The following is an 18620-nucleotide window of genomic DNA, read 5'->3' on the forward strand; positions in this document are numbered from 1 at the left end:
GACTACAATGGACGTTCGCGCCGCTGTTGCCGTACAGGCAGGAAAACCACTCGAAGTGATGACCGTGCAGCTCGAAGGCCCCAAGGCCGGCGAAGTGCTGATCGAGGTGAAGGCCACCGGTATCTGCCACACCGACGACTTCACGCTGTCGGGCGCCGACCCGGAAGGCTTGTTCCCGGCGATCCTCGGCCATGAAGGCGCCGGCATCGTCGTCGACGTCGGGCCGGGCGTCACCTCGCTGAAGAAGGGCGACCACGTCATTCCGCTCTATACGCCGGAATGCCGCGAATGCTACTCCTGCACGTCGCGCAAGACCAACCTCTGCACCTCGATCCGCTCGACCCAGGGCCAGGGCGTCATGCCTGACGGCACCAGCCGCTTCTCGATCGGCAAGGACAAGATCCATCACTACATGGGCTGCTCGACCTTCGCCAACTTCACCGTTCTGCCGGAGATCGCGCTCGCCAAGATCAACCCCGACGCACCCTTTGACAAGGTCTGCTACATCGGCTGCGGCGTGACCACGGGCATCGGCGCCGTCATCAACACCGCCAAGGTCGAGATCGGCTCCACGGCGATCGTCTTCGGCCTCGGCGGCATCGGCCTCAACGTGTTGCAGGGCCTGCGCCTTGCCGGCGCCGACATGATCATCGGCGTCGACATCAACCCGGACCGGAAGGAATGGGGCGAAAAGTTCGGTATGACCCACTTCGTCAACCCGAAGGAAGTCGGCGACGACATCGTGCCTTATCTGGTCAACATGACGAAGCGCCACGGCGACCTGATCGGCGGCGCCGACTACACCTTCGATTGCACCGGCAACACCAAGGTCATGCGTCAGGCGCTGGAGAGCTCGCATCGCGGCTGGGGCAAGTCCGTCATCATCGGCGTCGCCGGCGCCGGCCAGGAGATCTCCACGCGTCCGTTCCAACTGGTCACCGGCCGCAACTGGATGGGCACCGCCTTCGGTGGCGCACGCGGCCGCACCGACGTGCCGAAGATCGTCGACTGGTATATGGAAGGCAAGATCCAGATCGATCCGATGATCACCCACACCATGCCGCTCGAGGACATCAACAAGGGCTTCGACCTGATGCACAAGGGTGAATCGATCCGCGGCGTGGTGGTCTATTGACGATCTTGCCCAGCTACACGGTCGACGCGCGGAGGCTCGATGATCTCTCCGCCGTCGAGCTCTACGCTTTGCTGAAGATGCGCGTCGACGTCTTCGTCGTCGAGCAGAACTGCCCCTATCCCGAACTCGACGGCAAGGATGCGGACGCCCTGCATCTGCGCCTGCTGCAGGACGGCGACCTGATCGCTGCGGCCCGAATCTTCGCACCGGCAGACCAAGACGCGCCCGCCAAGATCGGCCGCGTCGTCGTCTCTCCTGATCATCGCGGCAAACGCCTCGGCGAAGCGGTGATGCGCGAGGCGATTTCCGTCTGCGAAGAACGCTATCCGCAAGCCCCGATCTACCTCTCCGCCCAAAGCCACCTCTCCCGCTTTTACGGCAGCTTCGGCTTCGAGACGACGTCCGAGGAATATCTCGAGGACGGCATTCCGCACGTCGACATGATCAGGGCAGTACGCTGACCTGACGACCCAAACCAGCGAATCCCGCCATGCGGATTCGCTGGTTTTCACAAGGCCGGTTTGTTAGATTTGCATCCAGCATCCGACCCTGCCCAACAGGGCTCAGGGAGCGCCAAGACACACCCACCACGCAATGCGGCACGACTTTGAAATGGCCGGCGGCTTTTTCACAAATCGGTCCTGATTTGGGAGCCATCGGCAGCTGAGGAGGAGAAGCTGAGCATGGCACATCAAGTATCGATCCACCCCGCGCTCGATGGCGGGGTCAAGAAAGGCCAGCCGAATTTCGGTGGCGGCACGCTTGTCTGTGCCTGCGCCAGCCGTCCGGTGAAGGTCGCGGTTAAGGGTACGGTCGCGCACAACCATGCCTGCGGCTGCACCAAGTGCTGGAAGCCGAATGGAGCTGCCTTCTCGGTGGTCGCGGTCGCCTCGACCGACAACGTCACCGTTCTCGAAAATGGAGACAAGCTCGCCGTCGTCGACAAGGAGGCGCTGATCCAGCGCCACGCCTGTAGGGAGTGCGGCGTCCACATGTACGGACCCGTCGAGCGCGACCACGCCTTCAAGGGACTGTCCTTCGTCCACCCCGAACGCTTTGAGGAAGCGGGCTGGCCCGAGCCGACCTTCGCCGCCTTCGTCTCCTCGATCATCGAGAGCGGGACGCCCCCTTCGGCCATGGCCGGCGTTCGCAGTCGGTTGAACGAGCTCGGGCTGACGCCCTACGATTGCCTTAACCCCACGCTGATGGACGTACTGGCGACCTTCGCCGCGAAGAAGGCCGGTACGTTGAAGGAGGCGTGAGGATACGGCTCAGGATCGATGAAGCCAGCGGTGTCATCGGACGATGACGTCGCTGGTTCCCCTCGCAAATGGTTGAAATATTTGGTACCAAGCCCCCGCGCTCCCTCGTCGCCGCCACGCGGCGGACCGGGAGCCATCGTACGAGCGCATCGACAGGACACCGACAAACACCCATGCACCACATCTACGTTGACGCAGACGCCTGCCCGGTCAAGCCCGAGGTCCTCAAGGTCGCCGAACGCCTCGGCATCGAAGTGACCTTCGTCGCCAATTCCGGACTGCGCCCTTCGCGCGACCCGATGGTGCACAATGTCATCGTCTCCAACGCCTTCGACGCCGCCGACAACTGGATCGCCGAACATTGCGGCCCCGGCGACGTCGTGGTCACCGCCGACGTGCCGCTCGCGGTGCGCTGTGTCGCGGCAGGCGCGCAGGTCACCGGCCCGACCGGCCGCGTCTTCGATGACACCAATATCGGCATGGCGAGCGCCATGCGTGATCTCGGCGCGCACTTACGCGAAACCGGCGAAAGCAAGGGCTACAACGCCGCCTTCGGCCCGAAAGACCGCTCGCGTTTTCTCGAAACGTTCGATCGGCTGTGCCGGCGCGCCAAGGCCGTCACGCCACCATCAGGAGAGTAAAATGAACATCCTATCCCAGGCGACCACCTTCGGCGGCATGCAGGGCGTCTTCACGCACACATCGGAGGCGTTGAAGTGCGACATGACCTTCGCGATCTTCGTCCCCCCGCAGGCGATCGAAAAGCCCTGCCCCGTTCTCTGGTATCTCTCCGGCCTCACCTGCACCCACGCCAACGTCATGGAAAAGGGCGAGTATCGCCGAATGGCGGCCGAGCTCGGCCTGATCATCGTCTGCCCCGACGTGAGCCCGCGCGGCAACGACGTGCCGGATGAACTGACCAACTGGCAGATGGGCAAGGGTGCCGGCTTCTATCTGAACGCCACCGAAAAGCCCTGGGCCGAAAACTACCAGATGTACACTTACATCACCGAGGAACTGCCCGCCTTTGTCAGCCCGCACTTCCGTATGGATATGGACCGCCAAGGCATCTTCGGCCATTCCATGGGGGGCCACGGCGCCATGACCATCGCGCTGAAGAACCCCGGCCGCTTCAAGAGCTGCTCGGCCTTCGCGCCGATCGTCGAACCTTCGACCGCCGACTGGTCCGCCCCCGCCTTCGAAAAATATCTCGGCGCCGACCGCGCCGCATGGCGCCAGTACGACGCCTGCGCATTGGTCAAGGACGGCGCGCGCTTCCCCGAGTTTCTGATCGACCAGGGCAAGGCCGACGGCTTCCTTGAGAACGGGCTGCGCCCCTGGCTGTTCGAAGAAGCGATCAAGGGCACCGACATCAAGCTGACGCTGCGCATGCACGAACGCTACGACCACTCCTACTACTTCATCTCGACCTTCATGGACGATCACCTGAAGTGGCACGCCGAGCGCCTCGGCTGATCCTGAAAACACAATCGGCCCCGAAGGGGCCGATTGGTCAGCGCGTTCCGTCCCGAACACGCTCATATCTTGCGAGTGGCTACGCGGTCCGCTTGTCGATCGCAAAGGCGCCTGCGCCTGCGAAGACCAGGAACAGGAAGATGAAGCAGTAAAGAATCGCTTCGCCGCCGCCGTTGACAGCCGGGAAGAAGCCACGCGGGTTGTGCGCCATAAAATAGGCAACAGCCATTTCACCAGACAGGATGAAGGCGACAGGACGGGTCAGGAAGCCGACGAGGATTGCAATGCCGCCGATCACTTCGAGCAGAGCGGCGATCAGGGCGATTGTTGAAAGCGGGCCTCCATCGCCTTGAGGAATCGGGAAGGCAAACAGCTTCATCGTGCCGTGCTCGATGAAGAGCAGCGCGGTGATGATACGGAGGGCGGCCAAGGCGTACGGCTGGTACGCGTTAAGGCGTTCGAAACTGGGCATGAGTCTCTCCTTAGGTCATAAGACAGAGGAGCGTTAGCGATCCGGTTGAAAACACAGAAGTCACGTTATCGGGCACTCCGATCACATCCGCTTGATTTTCATCAATTTTCCACGACTTATTCATCTTAGAGGGGAATATTGTCGTGTTTCTTCCAAGGATTGGTGAGGTCCTTGTTGCGCAGCATCCTCAATCCGCGGGCCAGCCGCCGCCGTGTCGAGTGCGGCATGATCACCTCGTCGACATAGCCGCGCTCGGCCGCCACGAACGGAGACAGGAACCGCTCCTCGTACATTCTGGTGTGTTCGGCGATCTTTTCCGGGTCGGCAATATCCTTGCGGAAGATGATCTCGACCGCGCCCTTGGCGCCCATGACCGCGATCTGCGCGGTCGGCCAGGCGTAGTTCAGATCCCCACGCAGATGCTTCGACGCCATGACATCGTAAGCGCCGCCGAACGCCTTTCGGGTGATGACGGTGAGTTTCGGCACGGTCGCCTCGGCATAGGCGAAAAGCAGCTTCGCCCCGTGCTTGATCAGCCCGCCATATTCCTGCGCCGTCCCCGGCAGGAAGCCCGGCACGTCGACGAAGGTGACGACGGGAATGTTGAAGCAGTCGCAGAAGCGTACGAAGCGCGCCGCCTTGCGTGATGCGTCGCTGTCGAGGACGCCTGCCAGCACCATCGGCTGGTTGGCGACGAAGCCGACCGTCGAACCCTCGATCCGCCCGAAGCCGCAGACGATGTTCTTTGCAAAGCTCGCCTGAATCTCGAAGAAATCCCCCTCGTCCGCCGTCTTCAGGATCAGTTCCTTGATGTCGTAAGGCTTGTTGGCGTTGGCGGGCACCAGGGTATCCAGCGAGGCATCCGTATCGGTCACCGACTGGTAACATTCGATCTCGGGCAAAGGTGACGTGTTCGACTGCGGCAGCAGATCGATCAGCCGGCGCACCTGCAGCAGCGCCTCGACGTCGTTGTCGTAAGCGCCGTCGGCGATGGAGGATTTCGTCGTGTGCACCGAAGCGCCGCCGAGCTCCTCCGCCGTCACCGTCTCGTTGGTCACCGTCTTGACCACATCAGGCCCGGTCACGAACATGTAGGAGGTATCGCGCACCATGAAGATAAAATCAGTCATCGCCGGCGAATAGACGTCGCCGCCCGCGCACGGCCCCATGATGACGGATATCTGCGGAATGACGCCTGATGCCAAAACGTTGCGCTGGAACACCTCGGCATAGCCGCCGAGCGCCGCCACGCCTTCCTGGATGCGTGCGCCGCCGGCGTCGTAGATGCCGATGATCGGCGCCCGGTTCTTCAGCGCCATGTCCTGCACCTTCATGATCTTCTCGGCATGCGCCTCGGACAGCGAGCCGCCGAACACCGTGAAGTCCTTGGCGAAGACGAAGACCGTGCGGCCGTTCACGGTGCCCCACCCCGTCACCACGCCGTCGCCTGCAATGCGGCTATTCTCCATGCCGAAATCGGTCGAGCGGTGTTCGACGAACATGTCGAACTCCTCGAAAGACCCTTCGTCGAGAATGAGATCGATACGCTCGCGCGCCGTCAGCTTGCCGCGCTTGTGCTGGGCTTCGATCCGCGCCTTTCCGCCTCCGAGCCTTGCTATACCGCGGCGGCGTTCGAGTTCTTCGAGAATGTCCTTCATCGATCCTCCTCACCGCGAAAGACGCGGTTGGTTCAGCCGCGCTGGCTGTTGCTGAGCGAGAACACCGAGCGGATACGCGCGGCGATGTCTTCCGCGAGAATTTCATCGGCCGCGCCGGTCTTGGAGAAGCTGGTGACCTCGAAGGAGCTGACGGCGATCACCGATCCGTCGTCGACGGACGCGGCATCGATGCGCACCTTGGCGACGTTGCGGCTCTTGTCGAAACCCTGCCCCATCTCGACCGAGAGAATGCGCACCGTCAGTACCACGCGCGGATAGACCTCGGTGCGAACGGTCGCGTTGATAGCGGTGGTCAACCGATCGGCGACGCCGTTGAGGATCGTCGGCGACATCTTCACGCTCGACAGCACCACGGCGCTGCGAACATCATAGATTGGAGACGGTTCCTGCTTGGACGAGAACATCGCGCATGAGGTAAGGGCAACGCAAATAACCGCGACCCGACAAAAGCACGACTTGAGCCAATTCATTTCAAGAAATCCGCGTCCACCCCAAATAGAGTCGCAGATCATCCCATATCCCGGTCCAAAGCAACCTGTTTCAGGTCTTTAGTGCCGAAAAAACGTCCGTCGCGGCCTGGAAATCGATGAAACGCTGCGCCCGCCGCGCTTCGGCTTCCTCGTCGCTTCCCCAATGCTCGATCGTCCAGTCCTCGTCGAGATGCGCGAGCGCCCAGACGGTCTCCATCGGCAGTTCGCCCTCGGCGAATGCAAGCGCCAGCACGGCCGAACCGGTCAGCGCGGTGACGACATGCAGCGCCGCCAGCGCCATGGCGCTGTCGTGCCGGCGCAGCGTCGCCGAGACGGCCGCTATCGCCTCTTTCGGCTGTTCGTGGTGCATCACGCCTTCGACCAGGATGAAGCGCGCGCCGAGCTTGTCGGCGGCCCAGTCGAGCACCGGATCCCATTGCTCGGCCTGGCGCGCCACCAGCTCTTCCGGGCCGTCGGCGCGATAGCAGAGCATGTCGGTGCCGGAAAAGCGCAGCAGGTCCTCGAACACCGCCTGCGGGTCGGCGGCAATGCCGTCGATCGCGGTGTTGACGAGACGCGTCACCGGCATGAAGCCGGGATCGATCACTTCCGCCTGCGCGTCCCATTCACGGGCAACGAGCTCAGCCAGTCCCCGCGTCGGCACGACGAGAACATTGCGCGCCGGCGTCCTGACAGCCTTGCCGTCGAGCTCGATCGCGAAACCGTCCTCGTGCCCGGCTACGGAAACCGCCTTGTAGAAGCGCTTCGGCAGCGGCTTGGCCATCTGGATCTGCGCGCGGCGGATCGGATCGGGATGGCTCAGTCCTTCGGAAAGGTCGTTCAGCAGATCGCGCATGGCGTCACCTCAGGAAAAATGTCTCAGAATATCGTCCGGATGGTGGACGATCGCATCGGCGCCGGCGCCGACGAGATCCTCGACCGACGCATAGCCCCAAGACACGCCGATCGCCGTGGCGCCTGCGGCCTTCGCCATCTGCATATCGTAAACCGCGTCGCCGATGACAATGGCGTCGGCGGGATTCATGCCGGTTTCGTCGCAGCACTCGGTGACCATCGCCGGATGCGGCTTCGACGGGCAATCGTCGGCCGTCCGCGACACGATGAAGTCGGGCGTGAAGCCGTGGGTCTCGAGGATGTTGACGAGCCCGCGCCGCGACTTGCCCGTCACCGCGCCGATCAGGATGTCGTCACGGCCCGCAAGTGCGGCGATGACAGGCTTGATGCCGTCGAACAGCGGCACGTCCATGCCCGGCTCGTTGCGAACATCCATGTAGATCTTCTTGTAGTGCGCCGTCATCGCGATGGCTTCGTCGTCGACATGCTGCTTGCCCTGCATGCGGGCAATGGCGATATCGAGCGTCAGGCCGATGATCGACTTGGTGCTTTCGAGCGGCGGTCGGTCGTAACCGAAATGCACGAAGGTGCGCGCCATCACCTCATGGATAAGAGCCGCGCTGTCGACCAGTGTGCCGTCGCAATCGAAGAGAGCGAGTTTCATTCCCAGTTTCATTCCGAGCTTCATTCGTAGTCTTCCCTGTCCGCGGAGGCGAGATCGAGGCCGAGCAGGTTCCAGGTCTGGACCATGTGCGGCGGCAGCGGCGCCGTGACGCGAAGCCGGCCACCGTTCGGATGTGGAATATCGATCTTGCGTGCATGCAGGTGCAGCTTCTTCTGCACGCCGCCCGGGAAAGGCCAGTTCAGGTCGTCGTCGAAATACTTGGGATCGCCGATAATGGGATGGCCGATGTAGAGCGCGTGGACGCGGAGCTGGTGCGTGCGCCCCGTATAGGGCTCCATCTCCAGCCAGGCGAGGTTCTGCGCCGCCGTCTCGCGTACACGATAGTAGGAGATCGCGTGATCCGCGCCCTCCTCGCCGTGCTTGCAGACCCGCATACGGTCGCCATCGGGCGTCTGTTCCTTGACAAGCCAGGTCGAGATCTTGTCCTCGTGCTTGCGCGGCACGCCCTTGACCAGCGACCAGTAGGTCTTCTTGGTGTCACGCTCGCGAAAAGCCGCCGTCAGCTTCTGCGCAGCACCGCGCGTGCGGGCAATCACGAGCACGCCGGATGTGTCGCGGTCGAGACGATGCACCAGGCGCGGCTTCTCGCCCTTCGGGCTCGTCCAGGCCTCCAGCATCTTGTCGATGTTGCGCGTCACGCCGGAGCCGCCCTGCACGGCAAGGCCGGCGGGCTTGTTGAGCACGATCACCTTGTCGTCCTCATGCAACACCATGCGCTGCAAAAGTTCGTAATCGCCGCCATGCTTCAGGTCGTGGCTGGCGATCGGCCCGGTCTTCTTGGCGTCGACGTCGAGCGGCGGCACGCGCACCACCTGCCCCGGCTGCACGCGTGCATCGGTCTTGACGCGACCGCCGTCGACCCGCACCTGGCCGGAGCGCATCAGCTTCTGCAGCGGCCCGAAGCCGAGGCCGGGATAATGGATCTTGAACCAGCGGTCGAGCCGCATGCCCGCCTCGTCTGGTTCGACCGTGATATGTTCAATGCCAGCCATTCATGTTCTTTCGGAAAGAGTTGCGCGCGCCCGGCGCGGCCTTTGCCGGTGGCTTTAGAGCATTTTCGCCGAAAACGGAAACCGGAATCTCAGATCAGCGCCCGCGTTAGCGCAAGCCCCGCCACCACAGCCAACATGGAGAGCCCGACGCTCGCCACGACATAGACCGCCGCCGCCGAGAGCGCGCCTCGCTCGAACAGGGAGATCGCGTCGAGCGAAAAAGCCGAGAAGGTGGTGAAGCCGCCGAGAAATCCGGTAATGAGAAGCAGCCGGAGCTCCTCCGATGCGTTGAACCGTCGCGCGATTATCTCGGCGAAGACGCCGATGACGAAGCAGCCGGCGACATTGACCGCGAGCGTCCCCCAGGGGAAGCTCGGTCCCATGAGGCGTAACGACCAGCGGCCGACATAATAGCGAAGCACGGAACCGATGGCGCCGCCGAAGGCAACGAGAAGAACTTGAGGCATGCTGCTGTGTAGCCCAGGCCGGATGAATTGCCAATCGACCGGTATCCTTCGCCTGCCCGCGTCTCTACCGATAGTTCACTCTAATCCAATTTGATCATTGATCGAAGACACAGACGTGCCAACGTATGATTGTACGCGCAGAGTAACTCCAAGTTTGAGGAGCCACGATTGGCGATACGACGAAAATGGCTTTACGCCGCGCTGGCGTGGCTCGCACTTGTAATCGCCTCGGTGACAGCGATGACACTCTACGATGACGCGCCCGAGCGACTCCGTTCCATGCTCAAGATCGAGGAACTTCCCGCATCGGTGAAGAACATCAGGTGTTCGGACACGTTTGTCACAACGGACGTCCTGGCTACCTGCGGCTTCGAGATCGAGCCCGACGACATGGTTTCGATGCTGGGTGGGTGGCGCTTCTCCGGCGAGAAAGCCGGGCCTAATACGCGCAGCGACGATTACGCGAACGACGACCACACCTATTTCACGCCGTTCAAGGCGGACTACATCTATCGCGCCGACGACGACCAGTTTGGTACCGCTGGAGGACATCTTCTTGTCGTCATCGACGAGGACAGGCGCAACGCGTTGGTAGATATCTACATCGAATAGCCGGCAGGCCAACGTCTCGGCTTGCCCCTCAGTAACTGCACGGCCGATCGTTGTTGAAACCGAGGGCGCAAGCTGAATTGAGCGGCGTCGCATCGCTTCTGGTTGCGGCCGTCGAGGTGCAGCCGGCCACTATCGAGGCCGGACCCATCACAACGACGACCAGGAAAAGGAAGCGAAATCGTTGCATATGAATTCCTCCTCGAAATGAATGGGTGCCGGGCAGACCGCTCCGCAACGCGGCTCGCGCGGACGATCGGCTGAAACCGAAAATAGCACATATCGAGCCATTTATCGCTCTGTGCGACCCCTTACGTGAGAGCCGCTTCCGCGGCGAAATACGCCAGTCCGTTAAAATGCCGGTATTTTTCTTAGCCGGATGCCAAGGCGCGACCGATATCGTCGCGCGATGTCTGTTTCGCTTGTCTCCATATCCGCCGATACCGCGGTCGTCGCGCTCGAAAGCCTGAGGATCCCTCAGCGCGTCTCCGCGAGCACGGCGGCGAAGGAAGCGCGGCGTATCTCCGAGCGGCGCGAAAAGGTTGACGCCGGCCAGGATATTGACGAGACCGCCTCGATCATCCAGTCGACGGAAGTCGCGCTCGACCTGATGACGATGGGTCAGCGTCAGCCGCAGGCGAGCCTCAGCCAGGCGCTGAAATTCTACGAAGAAGACTGATCTCCCCGCCGAAGCCCGCGACAAAAATTTGTTCGGCGGCGACATTCCCCCTTGCCAAGCACCGCCATCGCCAGATAATTGCGCTCAACCTTGTTGGGAGAAGCCGGTCTTTAGCGACCGGTGCCGAAGGAGCAACCGCCCCGGAAACTCTCAGGCAAAAGGACCAGCAAGGGGCAGACGGAACTCTGGAGAGACGCGTTCTTGAAACGCGCGCCGAAGGGATAACAATCTCAGGCAAACAGACAGAGGGGGCTCGAAACAAGGCGCAACCGCGCCCGACCATTTGAGCCCGCGCATGGAACCCACGCGCAAACACCGGAGGCGTCCTTGGACGATACTGCTGCCCTGAAGAAAACCCCGCTGCACGATCTGCATCTGTCGCTCGGCGCCCGCATGGTGCCTTTCGCGGGCTATGACATGCCGGTGCAATATCCAGCCGGCGTCATGAAGGAACATCTTCAGACCCGTGCGGCTGCCGGTGTCTTCGATGTGTCCCACATGGGCCAGGTCGTCATCAAGGCCAAGTCGGGCAAGTATGAGGACGTCGCACTTGCGCTCGAAAGCCTCGTGCCGGTCGATATTCTCGGACTTGCCGAGGGACGCCAGCGCTACGGCTTCTTCACCGACGAAAACGGCGGCATCCTCGACGACCTGATGATCACCCATCTCGACGACCACCTCTTCGTCGTCGTCAATGCCGCCTGCAAGGACGCCGACGTCGCGCACCTGAGGAAGCATCTCTCCGACACCTGCGACATCACGGTGCTCGACCGCGCGCTGGTCGCGCTGCAGGGTCCGCGTGCCGTCGAGGTTCTGGCCGAACTCTGGGCCGACGTCGCCGCCATGAAATTCATGGACGTGCGCCACTGCCGCCTGCACGACGTTTCCTGTCTGGTCTCCCGCTCGGGCTACAGCGGCGAGGACGGCTTCGAGATCTCCATTCCCGCAGACAAGGCCGAGGACGTCACCAAGCGCCTGCTCGAGCACCCCGACGTCGAACCGATCGGTCTCGGCGCCCGCGACTCGCTCCGCCTCGAAGCCGGCCTCTGCCTTTACGGCAACGACATCGACACCACGACGACACCGGTCGAGGCAGCGCTGGTCTGGGCCATCCAGAAGGCCCGCAAGACGGGCGGCGCGCGCGCCGGCGGCTTCCCCGGCGCAGACCGCGTCCTCTCCGAGATCGACCACGGCGCCACCCGCCGCCGCGTCGGCCTGAAGCCGGATGGCAAGGCGCCGGTGCGCGGCCACGCCAAGCTCTTTGCCGACGCAGAGGGCAAGACCGAGATCGGAGAAGTGACCTCTGGCGGCTTCGGCCCCAGCGTCGAAGGCCCGGTTGCCATGGGCTATGTGCCGGTCTCCTCGGCCGAGGTTGGAACGGTCGTCTACGCCGAGGTTCGCGGCAAGTACCTGCCGGTCACGGTCGCGGCGCTTCCCTTCGTCACGCCGACTTACAAGCGCTAGGAACAACCGATGTCTGCGCCGGGTCATACCCCCTCTGGCCTACTGGCCCTCTCCCCCACAAGGGGGGAGAGGATCCGCGGCACCGCCGCCGGGTTAAGCCCTCCCCTTTGTGGGGGTCCGCAAGGACGGGGCGAGACGCGCGCCTCGCCCCCGGTACGGTGGGAGTGGTCTTTCCCGATCTCCACCGCACTATCTCATTTCAATATCGCACCCCATTCCCCAGAGAGGACCATCCCATGCTGAAATTCACCGAAGAACACGAATGGCTGAAGATCGAGGGCGGCGTCGCTACCGTTGGCATCACCAATTACGCCGTCGATCAGCTCGGCGATCTGGTGTTCGTGGAACTGCCTGAAGTCGGCGCCACCTTCGGCAAGAACGACAATGCCGCCACCGTCGAATCCGTCAAGGCGGCCTCCGACGTCTACTGCCCGCTTGATGGCGAGATCACCGAAGTGAACCCCGCCATCGTCGCCGACCCCTCGCTCGTCAATTCCGACCCGCAGGGCGCCGGCTGGTTCTTCAAGCTGAAGCTCGCCAACGCCGCCGATGCAGATGGCCTGCTCGACGAAGCGGCCTACAAGGAGCTCACCGCGTAATGACGACGCCGACCGAATTCCAGTTCACCGACTACCAGCCGTATGACTTTGCCAACCGTCGTCATATCGGCCCCTCGCCGGCTGAAATGACCGACATGTTGAAGGTCATCGGCTACAACAGCCTCGACAACCTGATCGACGCGACCGTGCCGCCCTCCATCCGCCAGAAAGCGCCGCTCGTCTGGGGCGCGCCGATGACGGAGCGCGAGGCACTCGACAAGCTGCGCGAAACCGCCAACAAGAACAAGGTCCTGACCTCATTGATCGGCCAGGGCTATTACGGCACCATCACGCCGCCGGTCATCCAGCGGAACATCCTGGAGAACCCGGCCTGGTACACCGCCTACACGCCCTACCAGCCGGAAATCTCCCAGGGCCGCCTCGAAGCGCTCCTGAACTACCAGACGATGATCTGCGACCTCACCGGCCTCGACGTCGCCAACGCCTCGCTGCTCGACGAAGCCACCGCCGCCGCCGAAGGCATGGCGATGGCCGAGCGTGTCTCCAAGTCGAAGGCCAAGGCCTTCTTCGTCGACGCCGCCTGCCATCCGCAGACGATCGAGCTGATCAAGACCCGCGCCGAGCCGCTCGGCTGGAGCGTCGTCATAGGCAACCCCTTCACCGATCTCGACCCGGTCGACGTCTTCGGCGCGATCTTCCAGTATCCAGGCACGCACGGCCATGTGCATGATCTCACCGGCCTGATCTCGCGCCTGCACCAGACCGGTGCGATTGCCATTGTCGCCGCCGACATCCTGGCCCTGACGCTTCTGAAGTCGCCTGGCGAAATGGGTGCCGACATCGCCATCGGCTCGTCGCAGCGCTTTGGCGTTCCCGTCGGCTACGGCGGCCCGCACGCGGCCTACATGTCGGTCAAGGACGCCCACAAGCGCTCCATGCCCGGCCGTCTCGTCGGCGTCTCCGTCGATGCGCGTGGCAACCGCGCCTACCGCCTGTCGCTGCAGACCCGCGAACAGCACATCCGCCGCGAAAAGGCGACGTCGAACATCTGCACCGCCCAGGTGCTGCTCGCCGTCATGGCCTCGATGTACGCCGTCTTCCATGGCCCCAAGGGCATCAAGGCGATCGCCCAGCAGGTCCACCAGAAGGCCGTGCTGATGGCCAAGGGCCTTGAAAAGCTCGGCTACACCATTGAGCCTGAAACCTTCTTCGACACCATCACCGTCGATGTCGGCCACATGCAGGGTGTCATCCTGCGCGCGGCGGTCGCAGAAGGCGTCAACCTGCGCAAGGTCGGTGCCACCAAGATCGGCATGAGCCTCGACGAGCGCACCCGCCCGGCGACGCTGGAAGCCGTCTGGCGCGCCTTTGGCGGTAACTTCGCCGTGGCGGATTTCGAGCCGAGCTACCGCCTGCCCAAGGGCCTCGCCCGTACCAGCGAGTACCTGACGCATCCGATCTTCCATATGAACCGTGCCGAAAGCGAGATGACGCGCTATATCCGTCGCCTCTCGGACCGCGATCTGGCGCTCGATCGATCGATGATCCCGCTCGGCTCCTGCACGATGAAGCTCAACGCCACCGCCGAAATGCTGCCGATCACCTGGCCGGAGTTTTCGGATATCCATCCTTTCGTGCCGGCTGATCAGGCCCTCGGTTATCGCGAAATGATCGACGACCTGACCGAAAAGCTCTGCGCCGTCACCGGCTACGACGCCTTCTCCATGCAGCCGAACTCCGGCGCGCAGGGCGAATATGCCGGCCTCCTGACGATCCGCAACTACCACATCGCCAACGGCAACGGTCATCGCGACGTCTGCCTGATCCCGACATCCGCGCACGGCACAAACCCGGCCTCGGCCCAGATGGTCGGCATGAAGGTCGTGGTCGTCAAGGTTCGCGAAAACGGCGACATCGACCTCGACGACTTCCGCGCCAAGGCCGAGCAGTATTCGGAGAACCTCTCCTGCTGCATGATCACCTACCCCTCGACGCATGGCGTGTTCGAGGAAGCGGTGAAGGAGATCTGCGATCTCGTGCACAAGCATGGCGGCCAGGTCTATCTCGACGGTGCCAACATGAACGCCATGGTCGGCCTGTCCCGCCCTGGTGACATCGGCTCCGACGTCAGCCACCTCAACCTGCACAAGACCTTCTGCATCCCGCATGGCGGCGGCGGTCCCGGCATGGGCCCGATCGGCGTCAAATCGCACCTTGCCCCGCATCTGCCCGGCCATCCGGAAACCGACGGCCGTTCGGGCGCGGTCTCGGCGGCGGCCTTCGGTTCGGCCTCGATCCTGCCGATCTCCTGGAGCTACTGCCTGATGATGGGCGGCGAAGGCCTGACGCAGGCGACCAAGGTGGCGATCCTCAACGCCAACTACATCGCCGCCCGCCTGAAGGGCGCCTATGACGTGCTCTACAAGTCCGAGGCCGGACGCGTGGCGCATGAGTGCATCATCGACACCCGTCCGCTGGTCGACAGCGCCGGCGTGACCGTCGACGACGTCGCCAAGCGCTTGATCGACTGCGGCTTCCACGCCCCGACCATGAGCTGGCCTGTCGCAGGCACGCTGATGATCGAGCCGACGGAATCGGAAACCAAGGCCGAGCTCGACCGCTTCTGCGAGGCCATGCTGGCGATCCGCCAGGAAGCCCGCGACATCGAGGAAGGACGCTCCGACAAGACGAACAACCCGCTGAAGAACGCTCCGCATACGGTCGAAGACCTCGTCGGCGAATGGGATCGCCCATATTCGCGCGAACAGGCCTGCTTCCCGCCCGGCGCCTTCCGCGTCGACAAGTACTGGTCCCCGGTCAACCGCGTCGACAACGTCTTCGGCGACCGCAACCTGATCTGCACCTGCCCACCGCTGGAAGCCTACGCCGAAGCGGCCGAGTAAGGACGATACAAGACGCCCGGCTCTGTCCGGGCGTTTTGGTGTTTTGGGGTATGATGGGGCGGCTTCAGGTGGGTTGACGGAGAAAGCCGCGATATACACCATCGCCAACCCATTGATCGAGAAGCACAATCCCCTATCGACCGTCATGCTCGGGCTCGTCCCGAGGATCTGCCAACGCCCACCAAACCGGTTACGGTCATGGATAAAGCCACCCGCTGCACCCACGCCAATTCATCCGCCCCCTTGCATTCCGAGCGACGTGCTTAGATCCTCGGGACAGGCCCGAGGAAGACGCCGTGGGGATGCGAACGCCGAGAAAACGTCGGACCAAGGGCCGAAAGAATGACGAGACCAGCGCGCCGGCGAGGCGAACAAAACCACAAGCCACACCATCGCTAACCAATTGATTAAGAGCGATAATCCCCTCTCGATCATCACCCTCTGGCTTGTCCCGAGGATCCAACCACGCCCCCCACAACGGCAACGGTCATGGACCAAAACGCCAACCGACAACAGGAAGTCCGCACCGCAATGCCCGAACTCCAAGGCTTCCACTACCTTGCGACACCAGCCACCGACCACCGTCCGCCGCTCCTCCTCCTGCACGGCAGCAGCCGCGACGAAACGGAAATGCCGCCGCTCGCCGACACAGCGGCACCAGGTTGGCCGTACCTGTCACTGCGCGGTGGCGTGCCGTGGGAAGGCGGCTACGCCTTCTTCCGCCGGAACGCCGACCGCACGCTCGACCGCGACGACCTCGCGCTGCAGACGGAGCGCCTCCGCGATTTCATCTCTGCCGCCTTTGAAACCGGCATCATCCCACGCCCGCCAATTCTTTTCGGCTTCTCGAACGGCTCGATCATTGCCGCTTCGCTGCTGATCCGCGATCCGGCCTGCGCCGCGGGAGCTGTCCTCATTCGCCCGCTTTCGCCTGACGTCGATGCGCTCATGCCGGAGATGCGGGACAAGCCGATTTTGATCCTTGCAGGTGAAAACGACGACCGGCGCGCGCCTGAGGACGCCCACCATGTCGCCGCTCAGTTCCGGGCAGCCGGAGCCGACATCGCCAGCCACACCTCGCCCACCGGCCACGATCTGCACCCGCGCGAACCCGCCATCATCGCGGCGTGGCTGGCGCAAGCGTTCTTTCCGCTTGTGGCGGAGAACCAGCCCCGCTAAGGAACGCCACATATTTCAAGACAACAGGCGACCACTCCCATGGCAAAATCCGACGGCGATCTCACCCAGCAGCCCTGGCCGAATCCCGTCATGCTGGCGCTAGAAGAACCCGGCCAGTACGTGACCATCGCGACCACGCAGGCCGCCTCGTGGGCGATGATCGAGGACTGGCCGACGGAAGACGGCCCAGCGCTCGACAAGGCGCTGCTCGTCTGCGCCGACGTCATCAAGGGCAAGCGCAGCAACGAGGACGCCCGCAGGGCCTTCATCGCCGCCGCCATCGAGGCCGGCATCGACATCAAGCAATAGCACGCGGCGTCAGCCGACGAATTCGTCGATGATCCGGCAGATCGTGTCGGGCATTTCCAGCTGCATCATGTGGCCGCTCTCGACCTGCATCGACATCCACGCCGGATCGGCGCCGACGCGCGCATAGGTCGACGCAAACACCGCCGATTGCTCGATGCCCGCTGCGACGTAAAGCTTGCGCGCAATCTTCAGGTAAGCGCCGGTCAAGCTGATCTTCTGCACCATCGTCGCGAAGGGCTGGGCGGATCTGCCGTTGGTATAGTGCCTGAGATGATCGGGAATGCGGCTGTATGACCGCACCGGCGGCGGCACGCTCGTGCCGCCATTCTCCCCGGCCGCGGCCAGGCTCGACAGCGCGATCTCGGTTCCGGACAGATCGAGAATCGACTGGCCGTCCTCGGGAACGAAGGCGTCGAGATAGACGAGGCTGCGGATACGCTCGGCAAACCGGTCGGCGACGCCCGTTATCACCATGCCTCCAGAGGAATGGCCGACGAGATCGACATCGGCAAGGCCCTCGGCCTCGATCAGACCGCAGACGTCGGCGATATGCGTGTCGAGGTTGATGTGCCCGCCGGCAAGATGCATGCGCTCGCCGAGCCCCGTCAGGCTCGGCACGAACACCCGGTGGCCAAGCCGGCGAAGGCCGTCCGCCACCGGCGTCCAGGCAGCGCTAGATCCCCACGATCCCTGCACCAGTACGATGTTACGAGAGATCATCCGTTACCCCTTGCAGAACCAGCTCTTTCTCAGCTACCGCCAGCGGCGGTCCGAGAAATTCGACGTCCCATGTCCCGGCGAAGACGTTGAGCGCCGCGGCGTCCGGCCGCCCGTCGCGCATGACGCCGGCAAGCCCGAGGAAGAATGCCCGCGCATCGAGCCCCGGCGCGATCAGGATATACTGCCGCGCCGGCCGGTCGGTAACGTTGACGAATGCATGCGCGGCTCCGCCCGGCACGGTGACGACATCGCCCTCTTCCGCGTAGAACTGCGCGCCGTCCACCTCGAACAGATACCGACCCTCCATCACCCTGAAGACCTCGGTCTCCTTGTGCCGATGGCGCGGCGGTCCGAAACCCGGCGCGTTGATTGTGTCGATGAAGCAGAACTCCCCGCCCGTCGTCGATGGGTCGACCCGAACACTGAGTTCAAGTCCGATCGCGGGTATCTTGATGATCTCCTCGCTCGTTTTTGAATGAGACATCTGAATGGTCATGAAGCGGTGCCCTTGGGATGAAAGCAGATGGCGGTGGTGTACCGGCAAGAATCTCTAGCAAGTTGCGACCCGTGCCGCCATCCTGCAATCAAACATGCACGCGCAGCGCGCTAAAAGCGATGTTGGGAAAATCTTGATACGCGCGGAAATTGCTCTAATCTTCGTCGGATTCAATTCGCCAAGCCGCCGTTCATCCAGCCAAGGAGGA

At 63.1% G+C, this 18620-nt stretch carries 21 protein-coding genes and 1 riboswitch; of the genes, 12 read left to right on the forward strand and 9 right to left on the reverse strand.

The annotated features are described in order from the left end of the window. Positions 1–7: 7 nt before the first annotated feature. From QTL95_RS19875 to fghA, 5 genes are all read left to right on the forward strand, one after another. Positions 8–1135, forward strand: coding sequence for an S-(hydroxymethyl)glutathione dehydrogenase/class III alcohol dehydrogenase (locus QTL95_RS19875; protein WP_112534344.1), 1128 nt, complete (start codon positions 8–10; stop codon positions 1133–1135). After that, positions 1132–1596, forward strand: a complete 465-nt coding sequence (locus QTL95_RS19880) for a GNAT family N-acetyltransferase (protein WP_289721648.1) — start codon at positions 1132–1134, stop codon at positions 1594–1596. Before QTL95_RS19875 ends, QTL95_RS19880 begins: the two co-directional genes overlap by 4 nt. A gap of 222 nt (positions 1597–1818) precedes the next feature. Continuing rightward, positions 1819–2397: an S-(hydroxymethyl)glutathione synthase gene (gene gfa, locus QTL95_RS19885; RefSeq protein ID WP_289721649.1), complete on the forward strand. Its 579-nt coding sequence runs from the start codon at positions 1819–1821 to the stop codon at positions 2395–2397. 173 nt (positions 2398–2570) lie between these two features. Further along, complete coding sequence (locus tag QTL95_RS19890; RefSeq protein WP_289721650.1) at positions 2571–3038, forward strand: YaiI/YqxD family protein; 468 nt, start codon at positions 2571–2573, stop codon at positions 3036–3038. A 1-nt stretch (position 3039) separates the two neighbouring features. After that, complete coding sequence (gene fghA, locus QTL95_RS19895; RefSeq protein WP_289721651.1) at positions 3040–3873, forward strand: S-formylglutathione hydrolase; 834 nt, start codon at positions 3040–3042, stop codon at positions 3871–3873. A 79-nt stretch (positions 3874–3952) separates the two neighbouring features. On the opposite strand, the gene QTL95_RS19900 is transcribed toward fghA, so the two are convergent. From QTL95_RS19900 to crcB, 7 genes are all read right to left on the reverse strand, one after another. After that, a complete protein-coding gene (locus QTL95_RS19900; protein WP_289721652.1) occupies positions 3953–4345 on the reverse strand; it encodes a DoxX family protein in 393 nt (130 codons plus the stop codon). Between the two features lie 125 nt (positions 4346–4470). Continuing rightward, on the reverse strand, positions 4471–6003 hold the full coding sequence (locus QTL95_RS19905; protein ID WP_289721653.1) for an acyl-CoA carboxylase subunit beta: 1533 nt from the start codon (positions 6001–6003) through the stop codon (positions 4471–4473). Positions 6004–6035: 32 nt separating this feature from the next. Beyond that, positions 6036–6494 (reverse strand): hypothetical protein, encoded by a 459-nt coding sequence (locus QTL95_RS19910; protein WP_289721654.1) that lies wholly within the window; start codon positions 6492–6494, stop codon positions 6036–6038. A 70-nt stretch (positions 6495–6564) separates the two neighbouring features. Beyond that, positions 6565–7350 carry an ATP12 family chaperone protein gene (locus tag QTL95_RS19915; protein ID WP_289721655.1) on the reverse strand — a complete coding sequence of 262 codons (786 nt, stop codon included), beginning with the start codon at positions 7348–7350 and terminating at the stop codon, positions 6565–6567. 9 nt (positions 7351–7359) lie between these two features. Then, on the reverse strand, positions 7360–8013 hold the full coding sequence (locus QTL95_RS19920; RefSeq protein WP_289721656.1) for an HAD-IA family hydrolase: 654 nt from the start codon (positions 8011–8013) through the stop codon (positions 7360–7362). Between the two features lie 20 nt (positions 8014–8033). Then, complete coding sequence (locus tag QTL95_RS19925) at positions 8034–9026, reverse strand: RluA family pseudouridine synthase (protein ID WP_289721657.1); 993 nt, start codon at positions 9024–9026, stop codon at positions 8034–8036. 89 nt (positions 9027–9115) lie between these two features. Continuing rightward, positions 9116–9493 carry a fluoride efflux transporter CrcB gene (gene crcB / locus QTL95_RS19930; RefSeq protein WP_289721658.1) on the reverse strand — a complete coding sequence of 126 codons (378 nt, stop codon included), beginning with the start codon at positions 9491–9493 and terminating at the stop codon, positions 9116–9118. 168 nt (positions 9494–9661) lie between these two features. Between crcB and QTL95_RS19935 the strand changes: the two genes are divergently transcribed. The 7 genes from QTL95_RS19935 to QTL95_RS19965 all read left to right on the forward strand — a co-directional run bounded on the left by QTL95_RS19935 (position 9662) and on the right by QTL95_RS19965 (position 17196). Then, the gene (locus QTL95_RS19935) at positions 9662–10105 is read left to right on the forward strand and encodes a hypothetical protein (RefSeq protein ID WP_289721659.1); all 444 of its coding nucleotides are present in this window, start codon (positions 9662–9664) and stop codon (positions 10103–10105) included. A 406-nt stretch (positions 10106–10511) separates the two neighbouring features. Then, positions 10512–10781 carry a hypothetical protein gene (locus tag QTL95_RS19940; protein ID WP_289721660.1) on the forward strand — a complete coding sequence of 90 codons (270 nt, stop codon included), beginning with the start codon at positions 10512–10514 and terminating at the stop codon, positions 10779–10781. A gap of 84 nt (positions 10782–10865) precedes the next feature. Then, positions 10866–10957, forward strand: a riboswitch (glycine riboswitch). Positions 10958–11108: 151 nt separating this feature from the next. Further along, positions 11109–12245, forward strand: coding sequence for a glycine cleavage system aminomethyltransferase GcvT (gcvT, locus tag QTL95_RS19945; RefSeq protein WP_289721661.1), 1137 nt, complete (start codon positions 11109–11111; stop codon positions 12243–12245). A 236-nt stretch (positions 12246–12481) separates the two neighbouring features. Beyond that, positions 12482–12844 (forward strand): glycine cleavage system protein GcvH, encoded by a 363-nt coding sequence (gene gcvH, locus QTL95_RS19950; protein ID WP_065693824.1) that lies wholly within the window; start codon positions 12482–12484, stop codon positions 12842–12844. Continuing rightward, positions 12844–15708, forward strand: coding sequence for an aminomethyl-transferring glycine dehydrogenase (gene gcvP, locus QTL95_RS19955; protein ID WP_289721662.1), 2865 nt, complete (start codon positions 12844–12846; stop codon positions 15706–15708). The genes gcvH and gcvP overlap by 1 nt, the downstream gene beginning before the upstream one ends. Before the next feature lie 531 nt (positions 15709–16239). After that, positions 16240–16887 carry an alpha/beta hydrolase gene (locus tag QTL95_RS19960; protein WP_289721663.1) on the forward strand — a complete coding sequence of 216 codons (648 nt, stop codon included), beginning with the start codon at positions 16240–16242 and terminating at the stop codon, positions 16885–16887. Between the two features lie 39 nt (positions 16888–16926). Further along, complete coding sequence (locus QTL95_RS19965; protein ID WP_289721664.1) at positions 16927–17196, forward strand: DUF982 domain-containing protein; 270 nt, start codon at positions 16927–16929, stop codon at positions 17194–17196. A 9-nt stretch (positions 17197–17205) separates the two neighbouring features. On the opposite strand, the gene QTL95_RS19970 is transcribed toward QTL95_RS19965, so the two are convergent. Further along, complete coding sequence (locus QTL95_RS19970) at positions 17206–17916, reverse strand: alpha/beta fold hydrolase (protein ID WP_289721665.1); 711 nt, start codon at positions 17914–17916, stop codon at positions 17206–17208. Continuing rightward, positions 17903–18412 carry a cupin domain-containing protein gene (locus QTL95_RS19975; protein ID WP_289721666.1) on the reverse strand — a complete coding sequence of 170 codons (510 nt, stop codon included), beginning with the start codon at positions 18410–18412 and terminating at the stop codon, positions 17903–17905. The genes QTL95_RS19970 and QTL95_RS19975 overlap by 14 nt, the downstream gene beginning before the upstream one ends. Positions 18413–18620 lie beyond the last annotated feature (208 nt).

This window comes from Rhizobium sp. S152 (genome assembly GCF_030380735.1).
Classification (GTDB): Bacteria; Pseudomonadota; Alphaproteobacteria; order Rhizobiales; family Rhizobiaceae; genus Rhizobium.

Coding starts and splice junctions, on each gene's coding strand:
- QTL95_RS19875 (WP_112534344.1), top strand. CDS start 8: ATGGACGTTCGCGCCGCTGTTGCCGTACAGGCAGGAAAACCACTCGAA.
- gfa (WP_289721649.1), top strand. CDS start 1,819: ATGGCACATCAAGTATCGATCCACCCCGCGCTCGATGGCGGGGTCAAG.
- QTL95_RS19890 (WP_289721650.1), top strand. CDS start 2,571: ATGCACCACATCTACGTTGACGCAGACGCCTGCCCGGTCAAGCCCGAG.
- fghA (WP_289721651.1), top strand. CDS start 3,040: ATGAACATCCTATCCCAGGCGACCACCTTCGGCGGCATGCAGGGCGTC.
- QTL95_RS19900 (WP_289721652.1), bottom strand. CDS start 4,345: ATGCCCAGTTTCGAACGCCTTAACGCGTACCAGCCGTACGCCTTGGCC.
- QTL95_RS19905 (WP_289721653.1), bottom strand. CDS start 6,003: ATGAAGGACATTCTCGAAGAACTCGAACGCCGCCGCGGTATAGCAAGG.
- QTL95_RS19910 (WP_289721654.1), bottom strand. CDS start 6,494: ATGAATTGGCTCAAGTCGTGCTTTTGTCGGGTCGCGGTTATTTGCGTT.
- QTL95_RS19915 (WP_289721655.1), bottom strand. CDS start 7,350: ATGCGCGATCTGCTGAACGACCTTTCCGAAGGACTGAGCCATCCCGAT.
- QTL95_RS19920 (WP_289721656.1), bottom strand. CDS start 8,013: ATGAAACTCGCTCTCTTCGATTGCGACGGCACACTGGTCGACAGCGCG.
- QTL95_RS19925 (WP_289721657.1), bottom strand. CDS start 9,026: ATGGCTGGCATTGAACATATCACGGTCGAACCAGACGAGGCGGGCATG.
- crcB (WP_289721658.1), bottom strand. CDS start 9,493: ATGCCTCAAGTTCTTCTCGTTGCCTTCGGCGGCGCCATCGGTTCCGTG.
- QTL95_RS19940 (WP_289721660.1), top strand. CDS start 10,512: ATGTCTGTTTCGCTTGTCTCCATATCCGCCGATACCGCGGTCGTCGCG.
- gcvH (WP_065693824.1), top strand. CDS start 12,482: ATGCTGAAATTCACCGAAGAACACGAATGGCTGAAGATCGAGGGCGGC.
- gcvP (WP_289721662.1), top strand. CDS start 12,844: ATGACGACGCCGACCGAATTCCAGTTCACCGACTACCAGCCGTATGAC.
- QTL95_RS19960 (WP_289721663.1), top strand. CDS start 16,240: ATGCCCGAACTCCAAGGCTTCCACTACCTTGCGACACCAGCCACCGAC.
- QTL95_RS19965 (WP_289721664.1), top strand. CDS start 16,927: ATGGCAAAATCCGACGGCGATCTCACCCAGCAGCCCTGGCCGAATCCC.
- QTL95_RS19970 (WP_289721665.1), bottom strand. CDS start 17,916: ATGATCTCTCGTAACATCGTACTGGTGCAGGGATCGTGGGGATCTAGC.
- QTL95_RS19975 (WP_289721666.1), bottom strand. CDS start 18,412: ATGACCATTCAGATGTCTCATTCAAAAACGAGCGAGGAGATCATCAAG.